General features: G+C 69.3%; 20 protein-coding genes and 1 tRNA gene. 7 read left to right on the top strand and 14 right to left on the bottom strand.

The features are described 5' to 3' along the window. Nucleotides 1-143: 143 nt before the first annotated feature. A complete protein-coding gene (locus E0E30_RS12500) occupies nt 144-713 on the top strand; it encodes a hypothetical protein (RefSeq protein WP_130866548.1) in 570 nt (189 codons plus the stop codon). Nucleotides 714-825: 112 nt separating this feature from the next. Here the strand turns inward: E0E30_RS12500 and E0E30_RS12505 are convergent, their stop codons facing one another. The 3 genes from E0E30_RS12505 to E0E30_RS12515 form a co-directional block, all read right to left on the bottom strand. Next, nucleotides 826-1,218, bottom strand: a complete 393-nt coding sequence (locus tag E0E30_RS12505; RefSeq protein WP_130866549.1) for a type II toxin-antitoxin system VapC family toxin — start codon at nt 1,216-1,218, stop codon at nt 826-828. Continuing rightward, nucleotides 1,215-1,496 (bottom strand): type II toxin-antitoxin system Phd/YefM family antitoxin, encoded by a 282-nt coding sequence (locus E0E30_RS12510; protein WP_130866550.1) that lies wholly within the window; start codon nt 1,494-1,496, stop codon nt 1,215-1,217. Before E0E30_RS12510 ends, E0E30_RS12505 begins: the two co-directional genes overlap by 4 nt. A 276-nt stretch (nt 1,497-1,772) precedes the next feature. After that, a tRNA-Ile gene (locus E0E30_RS12515) sits at nt 1,773-1,846 on the bottom strand. A 153-nt stretch (nt 1,847-1,999) separates the two neighbouring features. Between E0E30_RS12515 and E0E30_RS12520 the strand changes: the two genes are divergently transcribed. Continuing rightward, the gene (locus E0E30_RS12520) at nt 2,000-2,968 is read left to right on the top strand and encodes a lactate/malate family dehydrogenase (RefSeq protein ID WP_130866551.1); all 969 of its coding nucleotides are present in this window, start codon (nt 2,000-2,002) and stop codon (nt 2,966-2,968) included. A gap of 91 nt (nt 2,969-3,059) precedes the next feature. On the opposite strand, the gene E0E30_RS12525 is transcribed toward E0E30_RS12520, so the two are convergent. The 9 genes from E0E30_RS12525 to dnaA form a co-directional block, all read right to left on the bottom strand. Further along, a complete protein-coding gene (locus E0E30_RS12525; RefSeq protein ID WP_245306608.1) occupies nt 3,060-3,722 on the bottom strand; it encodes a DUF3566 domain-containing protein in 663 nt (220 codons plus the stop codon). Continuing rightward, nucleotides 3,715-6,402, bottom strand: a complete 2,688-nt coding sequence (gene gyrA / locus E0E30_RS12530) for a DNA gyrase subunit A (RefSeq protein ID WP_130866553.1) — start codon at nt 6,400-6,402, stop codon at nt 3,715-3,717. Before gyrA ends, E0E30_RS12525 begins: the two co-directional genes overlap by 8 nt. Before the next feature lie 59 nt (nt 6,403-6,461). Further along, nucleotides 6,462-8,558: a DNA topoisomerase (ATP-hydrolyzing) subunit B gene (gyrB, locus tag E0E30_RS12535; protein ID WP_130866554.1), complete on the bottom strand. Its 2,097-nt coding sequence runs from the start codon at nt 8,556-8,558 to the stop codon at nt 6,462-6,464. 270 nt (nt 8,559-8,828) lie between these two features. Further along, a complete protein-coding gene (gene manA, locus E0E30_RS12540) occupies nt 8,829-9,986 on the bottom strand; it encodes a mannose-6-phosphate isomerase, class I (RefSeq protein WP_130866555.1) in 1,158 nt (385 codons plus the stop codon). An 84-nt stretch (nt 9,987-10,070) separates the two neighbouring features. After that, nucleotides 10,071-10,664, bottom strand: coding sequence for a DciA family protein (locus E0E30_RS12545; RefSeq protein WP_130866556.1), 594 nt, complete (start codon nt 10,662-10,664; stop codon nt 10,071-10,073). Then, the gene (recF, locus tag E0E30_RS12550; protein WP_245306688.1) at nt 10,657-11,784 is read right to left on the bottom strand and encodes a DNA replication/repair protein RecF; all 1,128 of its coding nucleotides are present in this window, start codon (nt 11,782-11,784) and stop codon (nt 10,657-10,659) included. Before recF ends, E0E30_RS12545 begins: the two co-directional genes overlap by 8 nt. A gap of 239 nt (nt 11,785-12,023) precedes the next feature. Continuing rightward, entirely contained in the window at nt 12,024-12,635 is a 612-nt protein-coding gene (locus tag E0E30_RS12555) for a DUF6226 family protein (protein ID WP_130866558.1), read from the bottom strand. Between the two features lie 85 nt (nt 12,636-12,720). Next, nucleotides 12,721-13,881 carry a DNA polymerase III subunit beta gene (gene dnaN / locus E0E30_RS12560; RefSeq protein WP_130866559.1) on the bottom strand — a complete coding sequence of 387 codons (1,161 nt, stop codon included), beginning with the start codon at nt 13,879-13,881 and terminating at the stop codon, nt 12,721-12,723. A 612-nt stretch (nt 13,882-14,493) separates the two neighbouring features. Further along, nucleotides 14,494-16,002, bottom strand: a complete 1,509-nt coding sequence (dnaA, locus tag E0E30_RS12565; protein WP_130866560.1) for a chromosomal replication initiator protein DnaA — start codon at nt 16,000-16,002, stop codon at nt 14,494-14,496. 410 nt (nt 16,003-16,412) lie between these two features. Between dnaA and rpmH the strand changes: the two genes are divergently transcribed. The 5 genes from rpmH to E0E30_RS12590 all read left to right on the top strand — a co-directional run bounded on the left by rpmH (nt 16,413) and on the right by E0E30_RS12590 (nt 19,326). Next, nucleotides 16,413-16,547 (top strand): 50S ribosomal protein L34, encoded by a 135-nt coding sequence (gene rpmH, locus E0E30_RS12570; RefSeq protein ID WP_130866561.1) that lies wholly within the window; start codon nt 16,413-16,415, stop codon nt 16,545-16,547. Between the two features lie 7 nt (nt 16,548-16,554). Continuing rightward, on the top strand, nt 16,555-17,070 hold the full coding sequence (gene rnpA, locus E0E30_RS12575; protein ID WP_130866562.1) for a ribonuclease P protein component: 516 nt from the start codon (nt 16,555-16,557) through the stop codon (nt 17,068-17,070). 8 nt (nt 17,071-17,078) lie between these two features. Further along, the gene (yidD, locus tag E0E30_RS13830) at nt 17,079-17,585 is read left to right on the top strand and encodes a membrane protein insertion efficiency factor YidD (protein WP_411914032.1); all 507 of its coding nucleotides are present in this window, start codon (nt 17,079-17,081) and stop codon (nt 17,583-17,585) included. Then, a complete protein-coding gene (gene yidC / locus E0E30_RS12585) occupies nt 17,585-18,676 on the top strand; it encodes a membrane protein insertase YidC (RefSeq protein WP_130866563.1) in 1,092 nt (363 codons plus the stop codon). Before yidD ends, yidC begins: the two co-directional genes overlap by 1 nt. An 89-nt stretch (nt 18,677-18,765) precedes the next feature. After that, the gene (locus tag E0E30_RS12590) at nt 18,766-19,326 is read left to right on the top strand and encodes a Jag family protein (RefSeq protein WP_459348735.1); all 561 of its coding nucleotides are present in this window, start codon (nt 18,766-18,768) and stop codon (nt 19,324-19,326) included. A 267-nt stretch (nt 19,327-19,593) separates the two neighbouring features. Here the strand turns inward: E0E30_RS12590 and E0E30_RS12595 are convergent, their stop codons facing one another. Together E0E30_RS12595 and E0E30_RS12600 are read right to left on the bottom strand one after the other, a co-directional pair. Then, nucleotides 19,594-20,727 (bottom strand): prenyltransferase/squalene oxidase repeat-containing protein, encoded by a 1,134-nt coding sequence (locus E0E30_RS12595; RefSeq protein WP_130866565.1) that lies wholly within the window; start codon nt 20,725-20,727, stop codon nt 19,594-19,596. Nucleotides 20,728-20,802: 75 nt separating this feature from the next. Next, nucleotides 20,803-22,359, bottom strand: a complete 1,557-nt coding sequence (locus E0E30_RS12600; RefSeq protein WP_130866566.1) for an RCC1 domain-containing protein — start codon at nt 22,357-22,359, stop codon at nt 20,803-20,805. Nucleotides 22,360-22,361 lie beyond the last annotated feature (2 nt).

A 22,361-nucleotide genomic window follows, 5' to 3' on the forward strand; every position in this document is an offset into this window, starting at 1 on the left:
GGTCGAGCACGGATCTCGTAACACACGTCATGCCTAGACTATTCACAGGCCTACGTGGCTCGCGCGCCCGACGACAGTGTGAACGCCTGATCCGAAGTGATCGCGCGGACGTGTGCTCGCCGACTCACATCAGGAGGATTCTCATGCAGGCTCGACTCAGAATCGCCGCCGCCATGCTTCTCCCAATGCTGTTCACCGCCTGCACGGCGGCAAGCAGCGACGCGTCCACAAGCGCTGAGGACACGAAGGATCCGAAAATCTGCGACATCAGCATGACGGACTACACCTGCAAGTTCGGCCAGACAGCAAGATACGAGCGCGGCACTCGATTCGGCGATGTCAAGTACGAGATCACCGTCGGTCTCCCGGTCACGTTCAAGCCGAGCAAGAACGCGACCACTCCCGACAATCGGCCGCTCGGCCCAGTCAACGTGTACTTCCCCGTACGCGTGAAGAACGTCGCCGACTCGTTCGTCGACGGGAACGTCGCACTGTCGCATGCGTCGAACTCGAAGCAGGGAACGGAGTACGACGGGGTTCTCGAGGTATCCGATGGGGAGATCTCCTCGTTCGGTCTGGACGCCATCAAGTCGCTCAAGCCCGGCAAGACCCTGACAATCAAAGATGGTTTCAGTATGGCAACCCTCGATGGCGTGAAATATGAACTCGCTGTCAACGGCCTGGCCGGATACACCATCAGGTGGGAGCGATGAGGGTAACCATCCCGGCCGCGAAATGCCGGGGTGACGTGCCTACTGGCATGAGGCCATTCTCGGGGAACGCCCGGCAAGTCTGGCGGACGCCGATCGTCAGACATGGCGGGCCTCACCGCGGCGCGATCACCTGGAGCCCGACTACGGCCGCCGCCTCCGCGAGCCGATGGTCGTAGGTGAGGATGGCATCAACCTCGAGCCGCAGCGCCGCCTCGAGGTGTAACGCATCAAGGGTTCTCAGGTGAGGCATCGGCAGCAACCCTGCAGCCCGAAAGGCGGCCCGGTCGAGGACCGCGAGCGACACGTGATCGAGCACCTCGCTCACGAACCCTTGGTCGACGCCTTCCCTCATGGCCACGCGCCGAAGCTCGGTCTCGAGAAGATCACTCGACACTGGTTCGATGTCGGCTCGGTCAAGCCACAGCGCAAGCGCCTCGCTGTGCGGCTGGTCGATGATGAGGGCGGCCAGTGCCGAGGTGTCGACGTAGACCCTCTGGCCAGTCACAGCCGATCCTCGCCCAGCTCGTCCAGAACTTCATCCAACGCGGCACCTGCGCGAACTCGACGCTTCGCGAGCTCGCTCCAGCCCCCTGCACGTCTGGACGGACGCGAGATCTGCAGCCCGGGCACTGGGTGATCGAGCGGAACGAGACGCCCGACCGGGATCCCCGCGTTGGTGACGATGAACGAATGACCCCCTGCGACCTCACGTAGCACACGGCCCGACTCGTTGCGCATTTCACGCTGAGTCAGGCTTTCCTCACCGCGTCCGACGGAAGTCATGGTCAAAATGTAGCACGCGTGCTACGACCTCGAGGTGCTCAGGTGTACCGACATCCGCGGCGGGATGACAGGACGTCAGTGTCCGGAAAATCCCCGGAGGTCGCAAACCTTCCCCTCCAGGGGAACAAACGCCCGCTCCGGGGATTCTCCTGACGCTCGGCGATCGAGCACGGCCCCCGCGCCTCGCCCCATGGACCTTCGCCAACCGCGCACCAGCGGGCCAGGACGCACAACACCCCTCCTGCCGGCTCTTCGCCGCGCAGGAGGGGTGTTCGGTGGGCCTAACTGGACTTGAACCAGTGACCTCCGCCTTATCAGGGCGGCGCTCTAACCGACTGAGCTATAGGCCCGAACCGTGACCGTGAACCGGCCGCGAAGAAGAACGATAGCGCAACCCGCAGAGCGCCGCCAAATCGGCCCGGGTCCGCCCCGCGACGCGGACGCGCCGCGCCACTGCCCCACGACGAGTGCCACGATGGACCCGAACTCTCGGAAGGACCACCATGTCAATCGCCCCTCACCTCGTCGTCGTCGGGATCGGCCACGTCGGCTCCGACGTCGTCACCAACGCCGCCTCCCTGGGTCTCTTCTCGCGCATCTCCCTCATCGACTGCGACGAGAAGGTCCGCGACGGCCAGGCCCTCGACAACCACCAGGCGACCGGCGTCGCACCCGCGATGACGACGACCGTCTCGGCCGCGGACTACACCGCCTGTCGAGACGCCGACGTCATCATCGTCGCCGCTGGCCCCTCGATCCTGCCGGAGAGCTACGGCGGTGGCCACGACTCCCGCAATGCGCTGGCCGAGGTCAACTCGAAGGTCATCCGCGAGGTCATGGGCGGCATCAGCCGGTACACCCACACCGCGCCGGTCATCCTCATCACCAACCCGCTCGACGTCAACGTCCACATCGCCGCGACCGAGTTCGACTACCCGACGAACCTCGTCGTCGGCACCGGCACCTCCCTCGACTCGGCCCGACTGCGTCGGCACATCGCCGACCGGGCAGGCGTCTCCCCCGACTCGGTCCAGGCCTTCATACTCGGCGAGCACGGGGCCACGGCCTTCCCGTACCTGTCGCACGCCTCGATCGGCGGCCTCACCCTGACCGAGGCCTCGGCCACCCTGGGCTTCGAGCCCTTCGAGCCCGAGACGGTGCGCCAGGCGGTCGTCCAGTCGGCCTTCGACGTCCTCGAGGGCAAGGGGTGGACGTCGTCGGGGATCTCTCGGGCCGCCGTGAGCCTGGCCCGCGCCATGATGCTCGACCAGCACTCGATCCACCCGGTGTGCACCGTGGCCGACGGCATCCTGGGCTTCCACGGAGAGGTGTCCCTGTCCCTGCCGGCGGTCGTCGGCGCCCATGGCGTCGAGAGGCACCTGGAGATCTCCCTGGACGACTGGGAGCGCGAACATCTCCAGGCCTCCGCGCAGGCCGTGCGGGCCGTCTACGAGACCGTCCGGGCCGACTGAGCACGGGCCCGGCCACCCCACACAGGACGACCCCACATGCGACGGGAGCGGCGCCCCACCGGACGCCGCTCCCAGCTGCGAACAGGAGAACTCAGTCCTCGGCCAGGGTGAGCTCCAGACCACCCATGACCTGGGCGGCGAGGTTGTAGAGGAAGGCGAAGAGCACCGACAGGGCGGTGAAGAGCACGGCGTCGATGACCCCGATGATGGCGGTCAGACCCAGTACCCGTCCGGTGTTGACGTAGTCGGACAGCTGGAACTTCGTCGTCGACGTCGGGGAGGCGATGAGGTCGTTGACGGCCTTGTTGATCGAGTCGAAGGCCCCGGAGGCCCCGATGACGCCCCAGACGATCCATGTCGCGACGAAGAAGATGATGGCCCCGGCCACCCCGAAGAGCAGCGCGGTCTTCATGACCGACCACGGGTCGATCCGCGTCACTCTGAGCCGCGCCTTGCGGGTGCGATGGGAAGGTCGCCGCGGCGCCGGCCTGGCGGCGGCGTCGGCCCGCTTGACCTCGGTCACCTCACCACGGCGGCCGTCGGCGGGCCGGGGCACCGAGTGACCCGTCCTCGCGCCCGTGTCGCCGTGGTCCGGCTCCGGGGCCGACACGCCCCGATCCGACTCGGCCGACCCGGAAGGGGTGTCCGTGGCCTCCCCGCCGAAGGCACGACCGGCGTCCGCCGCCGTCCAGTGGGTGGCCTCGGGGTCGTCCTTGCCGGCCGCCGGGCTCACCTGCGCGTTGTCGTCACTCACCATCGTCCTCCAGGGTCACGGGATCGGTCCCGGCCGACTCGACGCCCTGCGCCTCGTCCCCGGACAGTCCGTCGCCGTCGTGGTCCTGCCCCACGCTACCGTCTGCGTCCAGCTCCGACGGGCCGCCCTGCGGTGTGCCGTCCGACTCGTCGACGTCCTCCTCGTCCCGCTCGGGGTTGAGGGCGATGATCGAGACGGCGTCGTCCCCGCGGACCGAGACGAACTTGACGCCCATGGTGGAACGTCCCTTGACGGGTACCTCGGCCACCTGCGATCGGGTGATCTGCCCGGAGGTCTTGATGGCGATGACCTCGTCGGACTCCTGGACGACGAGCCCGCCGACCAGGGAGCCGCGCTCCTCGTTGAGGGCCATGGCCTTGATGCCCAGGCCGCCGCGCCCTTGGCGCCGGTACTCGGAGACCGCGGTGCGCTTGGCGAAGCCACCGTCGGTCACCGTGAAGACGAACCGGTCGTCCTCGGGCATGTCGGCGCCGATGATCGACATCGACAGCAGCTCGTCCCCCTCGCGGAACTTCATCCCGGTGACCCCCGAGGTCGCCCGACCCATGGGCCGCAGCTGCTCGTCGTCCGCCCCGAACCGGATCGCCTGGCCCTTGCGGCTGATGAGCAGGACGTCGTCGCGGGCCGAGCACAGCTCGGCACCGATGAGCTCGTCGTCCTCGGTGCGGAAGTTGATGGCGATGACCCCGGCCTGACGCGACGAGTCGTAGGCCGACAGGGCGGTCTTCTTGACCAGACCGGCCCGGGTGGCCAGCAGGAGGTACTCGGCGTCCTCGTAGGAGCGCAGGGTCATGACCCGGGTGATGTGCTCCTCGGGCAGGAAGCTCAGCAACCCGGCGACGTGGCCGCCCTTGGCGTCACGACCGGCCTCGGGCAGCTGCCACACCTTGGTGCGGTACACCCGGCCCATGTTGGTGAAGAAGAGGATCCACTGGTGGTTCGTCGTCGTGAACAGCTGCGCCACCTCGTCGTCGGCGCGCAGGCTGGCCCCGCGGACCCCCTTGCCGCCGCGCTTCTGGACGCGGTAGAGGTCGGTCCTCGTGCGCTTGGCGTAGCCGCCCCGGGTGATGGTGACGACGACGTCCTCGTCGGGGATGAAATCCTCCTCGGAGAAGTCCCCGTCGGCGGCGATGATCCGGGTGCGACGCTCGTCCCCGTACTTCTCGACGATCTCGGCCAGCTCGGTGCTGATGATCTGACGCTGACGCGACTCGTTGGCGAGGATGTCCTTGTAGTCGGCGATGAGCCGCTCGAGCTCGGCCAGCTTGTCGATGATCTTCTGCCGTTCGAGGGCCGCCAGACGCCGCAGCTGCATGTCGAGGATCGCCCGGGCCTGGATCTCGTCGATCTCGAGGAGGTTCTGCAGCCCGATGCTCGCCTCCTCGGTGTTCGGGGAGCGGCGGATGAGGGCGATGACCTCGTCGAGCATGTCGAGGGCCTTGACGAGGGCCCGCTGGATGTGGGCGTCCTTCTCGGCCTGGGCCAGGCGGTACTCGGTGCGCCGGCGGATGACCTCCATCTGGTGGTCGATCCAGAAGGTGATGAACTGGTCCAGTCGCAGGGTCCGCGGGACGTTGTCGACCAGGGCCAGCATGTTGCAGCCGAAGGTGTCCTGCAGGGCCGTGTGCTTGTAGAGGTTGTTCATGACGACCCGCGGCTGGGCGTCCCGCTTGAGGACGATGACCAGACGCTGGCCGGTACGGGCCGAGGAGTCGTCGCGGATGTTGGCGATGCCGGTGATCCGGCCCGAGTTGACGAGGTCGGCGATCTTGAGGGCCAGGTTGTCCGGGTTGCACATGTACGGCAACTGCGTGACGACGAGGCACTGCCGCCCGTCCTTGTCCTCCTCCATGTCGATGACGGCACGCATCGTCACCGATCCACGACCGGTGCGGTAGGCGTCCTCGATGCCCTGGCGTCCGACGATGAGCGCCCCACCGGGGAAGTCCGGCCCCTTGATCCGCTCCATGGCGGCCTCGAGGAGCTCGGCCTTGTCGGCCTCGGGATGGGCCAGGGCCCACTGCACGGCCTCGTTGACCTCACGCAGGTTGTGGGTGGGGATGTTCGTCGCCATGCCGACGGCGATGCCCGAGGACCCGTTGACGAGGAGGTTGGGGAACCGGGCGGGCAGGACGACCGGCTCGGTCTCCTTGTTGTCGTAGTTGGGCTGGAAGTCGACGGTCTCCTGGTCGATGTCGCGGACCATCTCCATGGCCAGCGGCGCCATCTTGCACTCGGTGTACCGCATGGCGGCGGCGCCGTCGTTGCCCTGGGAACCGAAATTGCCCTGACCCTGGACGAGCTTGTACCGCATGGCCCAGGGCTGGGCCAGACGCACGAGGGTGTCGTAGATGGCCGAGTCGCCGTGCGGGTGGTACTTGCCCATGACGTCGCCGACGACGCGCGAGCACTTGTTCCAGCCACGGTCGGGCCGGTAGCCGCCGTCGTACATGGCGTAGATGACTCGCCGGTGGACGGGTTTGAGGCCGTCGCGCACGTCGGGCAGGGCGCGCCCGACGATGACGCTCATGGCGTAGTCGAGATAGGCGTTCTGGATCTCGTCGCGGATCTCGACGGGCTGGATCCCCACGTGACGGCCGGTCACCAGGCCTTGGTCGTCAGCCTGGGTCTGCTCGTCGGGAGTCTCGTCGTCAGCCATGAAGGGTCCTTGTCATTGGGGGTCTGGGGGATCGTCGGCCGCGCCAGGGCGCGTGGTCCTCAGATGTCGAGGAAGCGGACGTCCTTGGCGTTGCGCTGGATGAAGTGGCGTCGCTGCTCGACGTCCTCACCCATGAGGATCGAGAACATCTGGTCGGCCATCGAGGCGTCCTCGAGGGTGACCTGGAGCAGGAGGCGCTTGTCGGGGTCCATCGTCGTGTCCCACAGGTCCTTGGCGTCCATCTCGCCCAGACCCTTGTACCGCTGGATGGGGTTGACCTGGGGCAGCTTCTTGCCGTGGGCCAGGCCGTCGTCGCGCAGGGCGTCGCGCTCCTCGTCGGAGTAGGCCAGCTCGTGGGGGGAGTTCGTCCAGCGCAGCCGGAACAGCGGCGGCTGGGCCAGGTAGACGTGGCCGGCCTCGATGACCGGCCTCATGAACCGGAAGAGCAGGGTGAGCAGGAGGGTGCGGATGTGCGCACCGTCGACGTCGGCGTCCGCCATGAGGATGATCTTGTGGTAGCGCAGCTTGTCGAGGTCGAACTCCTCGTGGACGCCGGTGCCCAGGGCGTTGATGATCGACTCGATGGTGTCGGAGTTGAGGGCGCGGTCGAGCCGGGCCTTCTCGACATTGAGGATCTTGCCGCGCAGGGGCAGGATCGCCTGGATCCGCGGGTCGCGGCCCTGGGAGGCCGAGCCGCCGGCCGAGTCGCCCTCGACGATGAAGATCTCGCACTCGCGAGGATCGGTCGAGGAGCAGTCCTTGAGCTTGCCGGGCAGGGATGTCGAGCCGAGCAGCCCCTTGCGGTTGCGGGCCATGTCGCGGGCCTTGCGGGCGGCGACGCGGGCCTGGGCGGCGGCCTGCGACTTGCCGACGATGAGCTTGCCCTCCTTGGGGTTCTCCTCGAACCAGTCGGAGAGCTTCTCGTAGAGGACCTTCTGGACGAAGGAGCGGGCCTCGGTGTTGCCGAGCTTGGTCTTCGTTTGGCCCTCGAACTGCGGCTCGGTGAGCTTGATGGAGACGATGGCGGTGAGGCCCTCACGGATGTCGTCGCCCGAGACGCGGTCCTCGCGCTTCTTGATCATGCCCCAGGTCTCGCCCCACCGGTTGACGGTGCTCGTGAGCGCGGCCCGGAAGCCCTCCTCGTGGGTGCCGCCCTCGATGGTGTTGATGGTGTTGGCGAAGGTGTGGACGCTCGTGGCGTAGGACGTGTTCCACTGCATGGCGATCTCCAGGCCCATGCCCTCCTCGGGCTTGTGGGCCTCCAGGGAGATGACGGTGGGGTTGATGACGTCCTTGGAGCCGGTGAGGAACTTGACGTAGTCCTTGAGGCCGTCGGCGTAGTGGAACTCGTCGTGCAGCGGGTTGCCGTCCTCGTCGACGTGACCGTCACGCAGGTCGGTGAGACTGAGGCGCAGGCCCTTGTTGAGGAAGGCCATCTCGCGGAACCGGGTGGCCAGGGTCTCGTAGTCGAAGACGGTGGTGTCGAAGATCTCCGGGGAGGGTTGGAACGAGATCGTCGTGCCGGTCTCCTCGGTCTCCTCGAGCATCTCGAGCGGGGCGTCCGGGTCGCCCAGGGTGAAGGACTGCCGCCACCGGTGCCCGTCGCGGCGCACCTCGACGACGAAGTGGCTGGCCAGGGCGTTGACGACCGAGGACCCCACGCCGTGCAGACCGCCGGAGACCTTGTAGCCGCCGTTGCCGAACTTGCCGCCGGCGTGGAGGACGGTGAGGACGAGGGTGACGGTGGGGATGTGCTCGGTGGGGTGCTCCTTGACGGGGATGCCGCGGCCGTTGTCGCTGACCCGGCACCAGCCGTCCTCGAGCAGTTCGACGCCGATGGTGTCGCAGTAGCCGGCGAGGGACTCGTCGACGGAGTTGTCGACGATCTCGTAGACGAGGTGGTGCAGGCCCCGCTCACCGGTCGAGCCGATGTACATGCCCGGGCGCTTGCGGACGGCCTCGAGACCCTCGAGCACGGTGATCTGGCCGGCGTCGTAGGCCCCCTCGACGGCCTCGGGGACGCCGTCGATGACCGATGGGGTGAGGTCCTCGGCCCCCTGGCTCGACTCGGTCGTGGTGTCCACGAGCAGGTCGTCGGTCGGGGTCGACTCGGCCTGCTGGGCGGGCGACGTTTCGGGTGTCGAGGGCTGGCTCACGGGCAATGCGCTCCTGTGTGGTCGGGTCGGGTCCGGACGGGCCCGACGCCTCCCGGGTCCGTGCACGGTGGTGACGGCCCTGGTGGCGAACGGTCACACTCTACCGCAAGCGGCCCACGCAAACCGGTCAGCACCGTCGTCCGAGGCCGGCCCCGACGGATCGACCCGGCTCAGGAGGGCCGTGAACCGGCCTTGTGGTCCCTCGACCCCGGTCCCGGACTCGGGGCACGGGAGGCGGGGTCGGTCGGCTCACAGGACGAATGGCGGAGCTCACCCCACCCCGGGGGCGGCGACGAACCCCAGCCCGTCCCCACGGACGTGCACACACTCTCCCGCCGCGACCCACACCGCCCGTCCGGCCGTGAGCGTCGTGGTGGCCAGGGTGAGGGAGCCCTCGACGACCAGGACGATCCGACCCAGGTCCGACGCCGGCAGGTCGGCGTCGACCGGCCCGGCCAACCGCCACAGACCGAACTCGGGGAACACCGTGCGGTAGGCGTCGACCCCCCCGGCCAGCCGCTGCGGATCCTGCCCGACGACGGCCTGCGGCGACAGGTCGGCCAGCGCCAGCAGGGCGTCGACGTCGATGTGCTTGCCGGTGAGGCCACCGCGCAGGACGTTGTCGGAGCTGGCCATGATCTCGATGCCGGTGCCACGCAGGTAGGCGTGCATCGTGCCGGCCGACAGCTGGAGGCACTGACCGGGAACCAGGCTCACCCGGTTCATGAGCAGGGCGGCCAGGATCGACGGGTCACCGGGGTGGTCCCGGTCGAGATCGACGGCCGTGCGGGCCACCGGGTTCTCCTCGACCCGGGCTCGGCAGGTCTCGACGAGTTCGGCGATGACCCGGCGCTGCGTCTCACTCGGCTTGAGGCACGCGGTGAGCACCCGGGCCAGACCGGCCTGCGGGGTCCCGGTGCGCAGCGGCGCCAGGAGCTCGTCCAGACCCTCGACCGGCCCCAGGCCGGCCAGGAGCTCGAGGCTCGTGGGGACGTCGCGGAATCCACAGAGGGCGTCGAAGGGGGTGAGGGCGACGATCATCTCGGGCTTGGGCCAGTCGTCCCGGAAGATCCGTTCGGGGGCGTCCAGCGCGATCCCGGCCTCGTTCTCGGCGGCGAACCCGGCCTGCGCCTGGTCGCGGGAGGGGTGGGCCTGGATGCTCAACGCCTGGTCGGCCGAGAGGATCTTGAGCAGGTAGGACAGTCGGTCGCCGAACGCGGTCCGGGACGCCTCACCGAGCTCGGCGGGATGACGGCTGAGCCACGCGTCGAGGTCGCCGTCACCCTCGAGGGTCGACGGCGCGGACCGGTGCGCCCCCAGCCAGTACTCGGCCCACGGCGTCCCGTCGGGCCGGGCCCCGAGGATCGCCGGGATGGCATCGGTCGATCCCCAGGCGTAGTGCTGGACGTGTCCGGTGAGAGAGCGCATGGGTCGATCTCACCACGTCCCGCCTGGGGCCGCCAGCACCGCTCAACGTCGATGGACGAGCCCGCGACGGGGCAGGGCCCGACCTCACCCGTAGGTGTCCCGGGGCCCCCTTCCGGGAACCGACCTCGGCCCGTGCTTCCAGCTCGGGGCGCTCGGTCCCTCGATGACGATCCTCGTCACGGTTCCGTCGCCGAGTCGACGGTTGAGTTCGGCGACGAGTTGGGGGGCGATGGTGCGCAGGCTCGTGGCCCACACCGTCGCGTCGGTACGCACCGTGAGGACACCCTCACGGTAGGTCACCGGCCTCGAGTGCTCCGCATTGGTGACGCCGACCAGCTCAGGCCAGCGCACGAGAACCATCCGCAGGCTCACCTGCTTGCCCCACCCTCGGCTGGCGACCAACCGGTCGAAGGCCTGCCCCAGGAGCATGGGGTCACGCCGGTCGGCCCCCGGACCCGACCACGCGGCACCCTGACGGCGTCGGGACCGCCGCGGCGTCCCGCCGACCCCACGGGGTGCGGGAAGCTCGACGTCGTCCCACCGTCGCCGTCGGGTACCGGCGGGCTCACCGCGCGACGCCCGGGCGATGATGCGGGCCAGCTCGGTGCCGTCGACGTCGTGCTCGGCGGCGACCTCGCGGTCCTCGGGGCTGGGCTGCTCGAGCGGATCCTCACCCATCGCCGGACACCTCCTCATGGGCCACGACCTGACCTCCACCGACGTCGAACCGCCGTCCGCGGAGCATCGCCGGGACATCGCCGGCGACCGCGGCGGTGACGAGCACCTGGTCGGCGTCGACGACCGACTCGGCGAGCCGGGAGCGACGGGTCGCGTCGAGTTCGGCGAAGACGTCGTCGAGGACGAGGACCGGCTCGATCCCGTCGGCCCGCAGCAGCTCGAAGGACGCCAACCGCAGCGCCAGGGCCAGCGACCACGACTCCCCGTGCGAGGCGTAGCCCTTGGCCGGCATCGGCCCGATGTGCAGGACGACGTCGTCACGTTGCGGTCCGACGAGGGTGACGCCGCGCACCAGTTCGTCACGGCGTCGGGCGGCCAGGGCGTCATGGAAACGCTCGGCCAGGCCGGCCCGGTCCACCTGTGACGACCCACCCTCGGGGGTCGGCGCCGTCCACAGGCCGTCGAGGTCGATCGTCGACCGGTAGTCGGCGGTGGTGACGTCGTTGACCGGGGCGATGCGGCCGTAGGCGCGGCTGGCCGACGGCATGAGCAGGCTGAGCGTGTCGAGACGGGCCGAGAGGAGTTCGGCACCGACGGTGGCCAGCTGGGCGTCCCAGATCTCCAGGGTCTCGCCGGCCAGGGCCCCGGCCCCGGCTCCCCGCCCGGCGAGCGACTTGAGCAGGGCGTTGCGCTGCTTGAGGACGCGGTCGTAGTCGGCACGCACCCCGGCCATCCGCGGCCACCTGGTCACCAGGAGGGAATCGAGGAAGGTACGCCGGTCCGATGGGTCCCCACGGACGACGTCGAGGTCACCGGGACTGAAGACGACGGTGCGCAACACGCCAAGGACGTCGCGGGAGCGGGCCACCGGCGCCCGATTGATGCGGGCCCGGTTGGCCCGTCCCGGGTTGATCTCGACCTCGATGAGCAGGGCCCGGGCGTCGTCGGTGCCCGCCCGCACCTTGCCCCTCACGACGGCCTGGGTGGCCCCCAGACGCACCAGCGGGGTGTCACTGGTCACCCGGTGCGACCCCAACGTCGACAGGTACTCCACGGCCTCGACGAGGTTCGTCTTGCCCTGCCCGTTGGAGCCGACGAACGTCGTCACCCCCGGGTCCATGGCGATCTGCGCGCGCACGTAGGAGCGGAAGTCGACCAGGTTGAGGTCCTCGACGTACACCGGCCACCTCCTCGACGTGCTCGTGGGCCCCGGGGGCCCGGGCCGGAGCGGTCCGGCTCCGGCGTCCAAGCCTACTGGCGGACGCCGTCCCGGATGGCCTCACGGGCCTGCGGAGGACGCCCACCACGGCGCGACCGGTGACCGGCAGGTCGCGTCCGGGGCGTCGACGGCAACCAGGTCTACGGCAGCCAGGGGGAACCGTGGAGAACGGTCGTGCCGGCAGGAAGATGCGGGTCGTCCCCGGATCGGATGGCGTCGACGACCTCGGCCGGCTCGGCGGTGAGGTCACCGATGAGGCTCCACCCCTCACCTCGCCCGACGAGCTCGAACTGCCCCTCGGCCCCCCGGGCCACGACGAGGTCACCCTCGACGAGGGAGGCCAGGTCGGCGTCGAGCACCCCCAGGAGGTCGGCCGAGCCGCTGTCGCAGGCGTCGCACGCGCAGTCCGGGACGACGTCGAAGGGGTCGCCGCCGACCGACAGGCCCACGACGGGAACCTGGTCGATGTCGACGATGCTCACCTCCACCGCGAGGGTGCCGGGCAGCTCGCTCGTCCATCGTTCCCGACGCGGCTGGCTCCCGAGGGTCTCCACGGTGACGCCGGCCCCGCCGAGCACCTCACGCCAGGCGTCCAGTCGCAGGGTGAGCGCCCGGTAGCGCTGCGGGTCGGTGACGCGGCTGTACTCCTCCTCGAGCACGGTCCGGTCGGGGTGCGGGTCGGGCCACGACGGCGCACCGATGGCGTCGAATGCCGCGTCGACGGCGGACAGGACCTCGTCGATCGTCTTCATGGATCCAGTCTGACAACCGCTGCGACGAGACGACGAGGCACCCCGGAGGGTGCCTCGTCGATCTGCGGTGATGTGGGGGCTCGCGTCAGCTCGGCAGCCTCATGAGCATGATGACGTGCTTGTAGTCGTGCTCCACCTCACCGTCGAGCTCGTTGAGGCCCACGACGAGGCAGGGCTTGCCGGGGGCGGTGAAGGAGAAGTGGACGTAGGGGGTGTCCAGGGCACCGAGGGCGTCCGACAGGTAGTGCGGGTTGAACCCGGCGGCGGTGATCGTCGGGTCGCCGTCGACGTGGTTCGTCACGACCGCCTCGATGGCCTCGGAGGCCTGGGCCTGGTCGCCGGTGGCCGCCGACAGGGCGATGGAGTCGTCACCGATGACCATGCGCAGCGGGGTGTTGCGTTCGGCGACGAGGGCGACGCGACGCACGGCGGCGACGAGCTCGTCGGTGCGCACCCGCACCGACCGGGTGGCCTTGATGTCCATGAGGTGACGCACCTTGGGGAACTCCCCGTCGAGCAGGCGGGTCGTCATCCGACGGGCCCCGTGGGCGCCGTCCCCCTCGAAACCGACGAGGCCGTCCCCGGTCGCCCCGGAGGACAGGTTGATCGTCACGTGCTCCCCCGAGGTCATGGACCTGGCGGTCTCGTTGAGCACCTTGGCCGGCACGAGGGCGGTGGCCTCGAGGTCGGTGGCCGCCGGGCTCCAGGTGATCTCCTTGAGGGCCATCCGGTACCGGTCGGTGGCGAGCAGCGAGAGGGTCTCGCCCTCGATCTCCACGCGCACGCCGGTGAAGACCGGCAGCAGCTCGTCGCGGCCGGCGGCGACGACGACCTGGGAGACGGCCTTGGCGAAGACGTCGGCGGCGATGGTTCCCGTGGCGGCGGGCATCTCGGGCAGGGCCGGGTACTCCTCGACCGGCAGACCCTGGAGGGTGAACCGGACCGATCCGCAGACGAGCTCCATCTTCGTCGGATCAGCGGTGATGTCGACGGGCTTGTCGGGCAGCGACCGGGCGATGTCGGCCAGCAGCTTGCCCGAGACGAGGGCCTGCCCCGGCTCGTCGACCTGCGCCGGAAGGGAGATCTGGGCGGTCGTCTCGTTGTCCGAGCCCGACATCGTCACGCCGTTGCCCTCGGCGCGCACTAGCAGGCCGGCCAGGATGGGCACGGTGGGTCGGCTGGGCAGACTGCGCGCCGCCCAGGCGACAGCTTCGGCCATGACGTCGCGTTCGAGCCGGATCTTCACGTGCGTCCCCTCTTCGGGTGTCGTCGGTGGTGCACCCCACGGTGCCTGCACAGTGATCATATCGACGTCGAGAGACCGTGGCACCGGTCCGGTGAGGACCATGAGGGGAAGGTCAAGGGTTGGGGACGACCCGGGCCATCCCCAGATCCACACCCAGCTTCTTGGAACACCCATGGATGTCTGTCACTCCTTCATCATCATCACTCCTGTGGATCCTGTGGAAAGACGCTCCTTGTCCTTGTCGGAACGGATCCGGGGGTGTGGATGCCGTGGTGGGCGCAGCGTGGGTCGTGGGCCGGACCCTGTGGATCCGGGGCGGTTGTGGGTCCTCGTCCACCGGTCGTCCCCTCGTCGTCCACAGCCCCTGGGGATCCTCGTGCGGCGTGGGATCCGGTCCAGGTGGGGTGTCTGGGCGGTGGTGCGCGCAGGCCGATGTCGCGGAAGTCCCGTCAGCGGAGGTTTGCTCCCCCTCAGGGGAACAATGTCTCGCTCACGGTGATTTCCTGACACAGCCGGCGCGCGAGGGTGCTCGGTGAGGGCCACTCGGGGGAGGGTCGGCGTGCGCGACGTCGTAGGCTGCCGGCGCTCACGGCCGGCCGAGCGCTCCCGGGGTCAGAACTGCTTGATGCGGTTGGTGAGCTCGGTCACCTGGTTGAAGATCTGGCGCCGCTCCCCCATGAGTGCCCGGATCTTGCGGTCGGCATGCATGACCGTCGTGTGGTCCTTGCCACCGAACTCCGCCCCGATCTTCGGCAGCGACAGGTCGGTGAGCTCCCGGCACAGGTACATGGCGATCTGGCGGGCCGTGACGAGGGTCTGGGTGCGCGAGGTGCCCAGGAGGTCCTCCCGGGAGATCCCGAAGTAGGTCGCGGTCTCGGTGATGATCCGGTCGGCCGTCACCGGCGCCTCGCCGCCGTCGGGAATGAGGTCGCGCAGGACGATCTCGGCCAGGGCCATGTCGACCTGTTGCCGGTTGAGGCTGGCGAAGGCGGTGACCCGGATGAGGGCCCCCTCGAGCTCACGGATGTTCGTCTGGATGCGGCTGGCGATGAACTCGAGGACGTCCGGTCCGACGGTGAGTCGTTCGGCCTGCACCTTTCGGCGCAGGATGGCGATGCGGGTCTCCAGGTCGGGTGGCTGGATGTCGGTGAGCAGACCCCACTCGAACCTGCTGCGCAGTCGTGGCTCCAGCGCCTCGAGCAGCTTGGGTGGCCGGTCGGAGGTCATGACGATCTGCTTCTGGGCGTTGTGCAGGGTGTTGAAGGTGTGGAAGAACTCCTCCTGGGTCTGGATCTTCGACTCCAGGAACTGGATGTCGTCGACGAGCAGGACGTCGACATCACGGTAGGCCCGCCGGAACTGGGAGGTCTGGTTCGTCCCGATGGCGTTGATGAAGTCGTTGGTGAGCTCCTCGGTGGACACGTACTTGACGCGCACCTTGTCGTAGTAGCTCGACACGTAGGACCCGATGGCGTGGAGGAGGTGGGTCTTGCCCAGCCCCGAGCCGCCGTAGATCATGAGCGGGTTGTACGACTTGCCGGGGGCCTCGGCGACGGCGACGGCCGCGGCGTGGGCGAACCGGTTCGAGGCACCGATGACGAAGGAGTCGAAGGTGTACTTGGGGTTGAGCCGGGCGACGCCGTCGTCCTCGGCGGCCTGCGGGGCGGGGGTGACGCGCGGGCTGGGACCGCCCACGGTGACCCGGGGGACGAACTGGGCCGGGGCGACCTCCTCCTCCTCGGGTCGGTCCGGGGCACCGAGGGCCAGTTCGAGGTCGGGGTCGATGGTGATGGCCAGGTGGATGGGCCGGTGGAACTCGTCGGACAGGAGATCCTCGAGCTCACTGCGCATCTTCGACTCGATGCGGTCGCGTGCGAACTCGTTGTGGACCGCGATCATGGCGGTCGAGCCGTGCATCGTCACGGGGGCGCTGTTGGTGAGCCAGGCGCGATTGGCCGGGGAGACCTTCTTGACGATGCCCTTCCATGCGGTGACGAGGGCAGCGGTGGGGTCGACGGGGTCCTGGGAACTCATCGGAGGGGGCAGGACGGCGTCCGGATGGATGGTGGGAACGGGAGGGTCGGCGCGGGAGTCGCCGGGGGTGGCGAAGGAGTCGCTCATCCCACCACCCCGTTCCCGTCGGTGTTCTCGTCGGCCGTTCCCGTTCCGGCGTCGTCCATCGGACTCCGCCGGTGTGGCACGTTGTCCACAACGTTGTCCACAGACATGCTAGCGGCACATTCGCCCTCTGAGGACATGACCGTAGTCAAGGCAGGGGGCGACCCGCAAGCGGATTCGCCGATCAATTCGGCCGGTCCACGGCGTGTCGGGTGGACTACATCGGTGTCATTCGATGGGGTGTCCCATTGCGGTCGATCCGGTTTGCCCCGGAGCGCTTCGGCCGCGTAGTGTTGACCAGTCACTGCCCAGCAGCGACGCCCTTCCCCTGCGCCCAGCCGGGCGCCCCGGACATCGGGAGCGAAGACCTCGTTCCCCCGGGTGATCCCCAAGACACAAGGGAGAACATCCCCGTGAAGCGCACTTTCCAGCCCAGCAACCGTCGCCGTGCCCGCAACCACGGCTTCCGCAATCGCATGAGCTCGCGAGCCGGTCGCGCCATCTTGGCGGCCCGCCGCCGCAAGGGTCGCGCCAAGCTGTCGGCCTGATCCCGCGGTGCTCCCAGCCCGGTCGCGCATGCACCGGTCCGGAGACTTCCGCACCGCGATCCGCGGTGGTGTCCGGGCCGGGCGTCCGACGCTCGTCGTCCATGCCGGACGCCTTCTCGTCCCGAGCAGCACGGCCGATGAGACGAGGATGTCCCCAGGGTTTTCCACAGGGGTGATCCCCGCGCCGACCACCGGTTCGGACGTCATGGGTGACGGACCGGTCGTGACTTCCGACCCCGGCATGACGCCGCGGGTCGGTTTCGTCGTGTCCAAGGCCGTCGGCAACTCGGTGACCCGCAACCGCGTCGAACGCCGACTGCGCCACCTGGTCCGGCCCCTGCTGCCCGATCTCAGCGAGGGGACCCTCGTCGTCGTGCGGGCCCTGCCGGCTGCCGCCGACGAACCCGATCGCCTCGCCTCCGATCTGCAGTCGGCCTGGAGCCAGGCCCTCGGCAAGCTCGAGCGTCGCGGCGACGTCGGTGCCCCGACGACCTCCCCTGTGGTGGCGAGGACCAGGCCATGACCGGGGAGCTGACGATGCCGGCCGTGTCGACCCGCGGGACTCGTGACGACGTCGCCGCAGGTCGACGATTCCGTCCGGCGACCTGGCTGGCCATCGCCTTCGTCCGCGCCTGGCGGGCCCTCATCTCGCCCCTCTACGGACCGGTGTGCAAGTTCGAGCCCTCGTGCTCGGCCTTCGGCCTGCGTGCCCTCCAGGTGCACGGTCTGTGGCGCGCCACGCCGATGATCGTCTGGCGCATCCTGCGCTGCCATCCCTGGTCGTCCGGCGGCTACGACCCGGTCCCGGGGACCCCCGAGGCCACGGACTGGGAACGTCGTCACCCCGAGTGCGTCAAGCCCGGATGGGTGACGACCTACACCGCGACCCGCTCGCCGCACCTCCATGACGACGTCGTCGCCGACGCCGTCCTCCCCCACGACCACCCCCGCGCCCACCGGCTCGGGGAGCGTCCGACCTCCGTGGGCCTCCCGCTCACGGACGAGGACACGTCCACCGACTCACGAGGTGAGAACTGATGCTCAACCCGCTGGTCATGCTCGGCCTGGGCAGTGCCCTCAAGGCCATGGGGCATGCCATCATGCTTCCCCTGTACTGGGCCGTGTCCGGCCTCGTCGTCCTCTTCCGGGCCATGTGGGCCCCGATCTTCGGCGCCGACTCCGGTTGGACCTGGACCCTGGCCATCATCACCCTGACCGTCTTCATCCGCGTCCTGCTCATCCCGCTGTTCGTCAAGCAGATCAATTCCGCCCGCTCGATGCAGCTCATCCAGCCCAAGGTCAAGGCGATCCAGGACAAGTACGGCGATGACCGGGAGCGCGCCGGCCAGGAGATGATGAACCTCTACAAGGAGGAGGGGGTCAACCCGGCTGCCTCCTGCCTGCCGGTGCTGCTCCAGATGCCGATCTTCCTGGCCCTCTTCCGGGTTCTCGACGGAGCCTCCCGTGGCATCGCCCGGGGCCACTTCTTCGTCACCGATCCGGACGCCGTCGCGTCCCTGCAGCACGCCCGGATCTTCGGGGCCGAGCTGGCCGGACGCTTCCTGCCGATGAACAACGGGTTCGGTGGCACCCAGGTCGTCGCCCTCGTCCTCATCGTCATCATGGTGGCGACGCTCTTCTACACGCAGCTCCAGCTCATGCGCAAGAACATGCCGCCGGAGTCGCTCACCGGGCCGATGGCCCAGCAGCAGAAGATGATGATCTACCTCTTCCCGCTCATGTACCTCTTCACGGGCGTGAGCTTCCCCATCGGCGTCATGATCTACTGGGCGACGTCGAACCTGTGGACCCTGGGTCAGCAGGAGATCCTCATCCGCAACAACCCGACGCCGAACACTCCGGCCTACATCGACTGGCAGGAGCGGATGCGCGCCAAGGGCAAGGATCCCGACGAGCTCGAGCGGCAGCGTCGTGAGAAGCGCCGGCGCAAGGTCGTCACGGCGACCCCCTCCCCCGTCGTCGACCCCGACGACCCGAATTCCAAGCCCATGGTGGCTCGTCAGGGAGTGGCACGCCAGACCGTGCGCAAGGACTCCAGCGGAGCCGCCAAGCAGGTCGTCCGACGCCAGCAGCCCGCTCGCCAGACCCGCTCCCAGCGCAAGAACTGATCCCCCGCCCCGGCCCCTCCTCGACGACGACGGGCCGGGTCGACCACCCCTCGGTCCGTGTCGGACGGCACGGCCGATTCGACGAAGGAATCCCATCCATGAACGACGACATCCGCGAGCTCGATGAGGACACCACCTCGACCTCGCCCGAGGAGCCCCAGGACGACTCGGTCGAGGCCGAGGACGCCCGCGAGTCCGAGAACCCGCTCGAGGAGGAGGGCGACATCGCCGCCGACTACCTCGAGGAACTGCTCGACATCGCCGACCTCGACGGCGACATCGACACCTACGTGGAGAACGGGCGGGCGCACGTCTCCATCGTCACCGAGTCGACGACCCTCGTCGGGTCCGACGGCCAGGTGCTCGACGCCCTCCAGGAGCTGGCCCGGCTGGCCGTCATGACCGAGACCGGACGCCGATCGCGGCTCATGCTCGACGTCGCCGGGTACCGCGAGAACCGCCGCAAGGAGCTCGTCATCCTGGCGACCGAGGCCGTCCAGTCGGTCAAGGAGTCCGGCGAGCCGGTTCACCTGTCGCCGATGAACCCGTTCGAGCGCAAGATCGTCCACGATGTCGTCGCCTCCGCCGGTCTCGTCAGCGAGTCCGAGGGGGTCGAGCCCAAGCGGCACGTCGTCATCACGGCGTCCTGAGGACGTCGTCCAGGCCCGAACGAGGGCCCGCGAATCGGAGGGGACTCCGGTGCGCGGGCCCTCGTGTCGTGTGCGGCAGACGTGGACGGGAGAGCTCGCGGACACGTGGCGGATGGTCATCATGATGGGGGTGGTGTCGTGAAATCCCCGCCAGCGCGGGATTCCTCCCCTGGAGGGGAACAATGTCGCGCTCAGGGGATTTTCCTGACGTCCTCACCCCGGGACGAGAACACCCGAGTCGGGGCGAGCCCTCCCCCGACCGGCCGGTCAGGACACCTTGCAGGAACCCGACCTGCCGTAGGCCGCCGGGTTCGTCGGCGCCAGGGCCATGACCGCCTGGACGGTCGCCAACAAGGTGGTCTGACGGTACGGCTCGGCGATGGCGTTCCCGTCCGGGATGTCGGTGGCCATGGACGGTTGGTAGCGCACGGCCCCGGCGTCCGGACCCGACGTGAGGGTGGATCGGGTCACCCACTGCGCCGCTCGACGGGCCGCCTCGGAACGGTGCGGGGCCAGGGCGGCACCGGACAGGCCGGTCGTGTTGGCATTGGGCTCCCCTCCCAGGGACGCGGTGGCGAACCCGCCGTCGCTGCCCTGCTGGGTCGACAACCAGGACACCGCCCTGTCACGGGCCGCGGTGACCGAGGTCATCCCCTCGGCTGCAGCGGCGTCGAGGGCCATGGTGGCGAGCGCCGTGGAGTCGGTGTCGGCCCGGCCGTGCTCGCGATCGCAGTCCGAGGTGTCCGATCGCAGGTAGTGGAAGTACCCGGGGCGGCACTGCTGGCGGAGGAGGAAGTCGACGGCCCGGCGTCCCGACGGCGAGGTCAGGGTGTGGGTGCGCGCCATGGACAGCACGGCCAGGGCCTGGGGGAAGGTTCCGGGGACGTCAGCCGGTCCGCCGCTGACCATCCCGGAGGGGCGTACCGACGACGTCACGACCCGGGGAAGGTCGACCCCGCCGACGTCATGGATGTCGCTGAGTCCGTCGAGGGCCAGGACCATCTTGGCTGCCAGGCCCGCCCGATGTCCTGCGGGCGCGGACGAACGGGAACTCGTGGGTGTGGCGGCCGAGGTCGGGTGCAGGGGAACGCTCCGGGGCACCGATGCGACGACCGCGTCGCGCAGGCGGTCGGTGAGGGGGCCGGTGACGCCCGCGGCACGCATCGCCATGAGGACGTCGACCGACGAGGCCCCGACACCGGGACGTCCGGGATCGGCCACGGGCTGGTGGGCGAGCCAGGAGGTCGTCGCCCGCGTGCCCTCGGCGCAGGATGACGCGCGGGTGGTGGACGCCGAGGGGGAGGGTCTGGCGCCCCCCGTGTCGGTGGCGGGGGTCGAGCACCCGGAGGTCACGGTGGCGGCGATGACGAGGGTGAGGGTGAGGAGTCGAGAGCGTGACATGACAGTCCTTCCAAGGTGTGACCCGACGCCAGGTGCCCCACCACGTGAGCGCGGTGGGGCACCTGGTCGCGGGCGTCAGCAGCCCGTCCGGGGCAGGGTCGTCGGGCGGGAGGCCGACGGCTGGGTCGACGGATGCGTCGGCCGGCCGTGCGTGGGGGTGTCGGTCGGTGTCGGGGTCGGGGTGACCGTGGGCGTCGGAGCGGCGGCGAAGGTGAATCCATCCGCGAGGACGACCGGCTTCTGGGCCACGCCGTCGAGGGTCCAGTCGACGGTGACGTCGACCTTCCCCGGTGCGTGCCGTGGCGTCACCACCGAGAGGGTCGACCCGGACTGGCGCAGGTCGGTGCCGGCCTCGCCCCCGAAGGAGACCTTGGTCACGGTGACGGTGGGCATGGCGGCCTTGACCGGGACACGGCTGTCCTTCATGGTGCCGTTGCCGAGCTGTCCCTCATCGTTGTGACCCCACGTGTACACGCTGCCGTCCGAGGCGACGGCGGCACTGGAGTCGCCACCGGCGGCGACATCGGTGAAGGTGAGGCCCTTGGGGGCCACGACCTTCTGGGGGGTGTTGGTCGACAGGGGTGCATCGTTGCCGACCTGGCCGAAGGAGTTCCATCCCCACCCGTAGATCTCGCCGGTGGTGCTCAGCGCGATCGTATGGGCATCGCCGGCGCTGACCTTGCTGAAGGTCACTCCGGCGGGCGCCTCGACGCGCACCGGGACCTCGTGCTTCTTCTTCTTGGTGCCGTCACCGAGCTGGCCACGCCAGTTGGTGCCCCAGCCGTACAGGTCACCGGTGGTCGAGACGGCCATGGAGAACGCCATGCCGGCCGAGATCTGGGTGAACTTCACGTCCCCCTGCTTGACCTTCGTGGCGGAGTAGCGGGTCGCAGCGGTGCCGTCACCGAGGGCACCGCTGTCGTTGAAGCCCCAGGCCCAGGCCGAGCCGGTCGAGTCGAGGGCCACGGAGTGCACCTGGCCGGCGCTCACCTGCTTGACGTGCAGGCCGTCGGATCCGACGACCTTGAGCGGGACACGCGAGTCCCCGTTGTTCGGGTTCATCGAGATGCCCTGGCCGAGCTCACCACTGGTACCACGGCCCCAGGCCCAGGCGGCACCGTCGGAGCCGGCCAGCAGGCTGTGGCGTTCACCGGCACTGATCGACGAGCCGCCGACGGTCGTCACCGGACGCGGGATCAGGCCGTCCTTGTAGGCGGCGGGGACACCGCGCTCGCCGAAGTGGTTGTTGCCCCAGGCCATGACCGATCCCGAGGTCGTCAGTCCGAGGGCATGGTCCTTGCCGGCGTCCACCTGGGAGAAGGTCTGGCCCTCGGGCATGGTCGCCATGACGGGTCGGGTGGGCATGGTGTTGCGCGTGCCGTTGCCGAGCTGGCCGGCGGCATTGTTGCCCCAGCCCCAGACGCGTCCATGGGAGTCGAGGGCCAGCATGAACCCTCCCCCGACGCTGACGTGGCGGAAGCTCACGTCGACGGGGTTCTCGAGGCTCACCGTGGTTCCCCCGGCCTCCGGACCGGTGCCCGGGGTCGGGGCGGCCGCGGCCGCCTGACCGGAGGCGGTGGCGAGCAGGGCGGCCGCGGCGACGGCGCCCAACACATGTCTCATCGTTCTCATGT

This window comes from Acidipropionibacterium timonense, assembly GCF_900605005.1.
Lineage (GTDB): Bacteria > Actinomycetota > Actinomycetes > Propionibacteriales > Propionibacteriaceae > Cutibacterium > Cutibacterium timonense.

Excerpts from the sequence above, each read along its gene's own strand:
- E0E30_RS12500 (WP_130866548.1), top strand. The coding sequence starts at position 144 with ATGCAGGCTCGACTCAGAATCGCCGCCGCCATGCTTCTCCCAATGCTG.
- E0E30_RS12510 (WP_130866550.1), bottom strand. The coding sequence starts at position 1,496 with ATGACTTCCGTCGGACGCGGTGAGGAAAGCCTGACTCAGCGTGAAATG.
- E0E30_RS12520 (WP_130866551.1), top strand. The coding sequence starts at position 2,000 with ATGTCAATCGCCCCTCACCTCGTCGTCGTCGGGATCGGCCACGTCGGC.
- gyrA (WP_130866553.1), bottom strand. The coding sequence starts at position 6,402 with ATGGCTGACGACGAGACTCCCGACGAGCAGACCCAGGCTGACGACCAA.
- manA (WP_130866555.1), bottom strand. The coding sequence starts at position 9,986 with ATGCGCTCTCTCACCGGACACGTCCAGCACTACGCCTGGGGATCGACC.
- E0E30_RS12545 (WP_130866556.1), bottom strand. The coding sequence starts at position 10,664 with ATGGGTGAGGATCCGCTCGAGCAGCCCAGCCCCGAGGACCGCGAGGTC.
- recF (WP_245306688.1), bottom strand. The coding sequence starts at position 11,784 with ATGGACCCGGGGGTGACGACGTTCGTCGGCTCCAACGGGCAGGGCAAG.
- E0E30_RS12555 (WP_130866558.1), bottom strand. The coding sequence starts at position 12,635 with ATGAAGACGATCGACGAGGTCCTGTCCGCCGTCGACGCGGCATTCGAC.
- dnaA (WP_130866560.1), bottom strand. The coding sequence starts at position 16,002 with ATGAGCGACTCCTTCGCCACCCCCGGCGACTCCCGCGCCGACCCTCCC.
- yidC (WP_130866563.1), top strand. The coding sequence starts at position 17,585 with ATGCTCAACCCGCTGGTCATGCTCGGCCTGGGCAGTGCCCTCAAGGCC.
- E0E30_RS12595 (WP_130866565.1), bottom strand. The coding sequence starts at position 20,727 with ATGTCACGCTCTCGACTCCTCACCCTCACCCTCGTCATCGCCGCCACC.
- E0E30_RS12600 (WP_130866566.1), bottom strand. The coding sequence starts at position 22,359 with ATGAGAACGATGAGACATGTGTTGGGCGCCGTCGCCGCGGCCGCCCTG.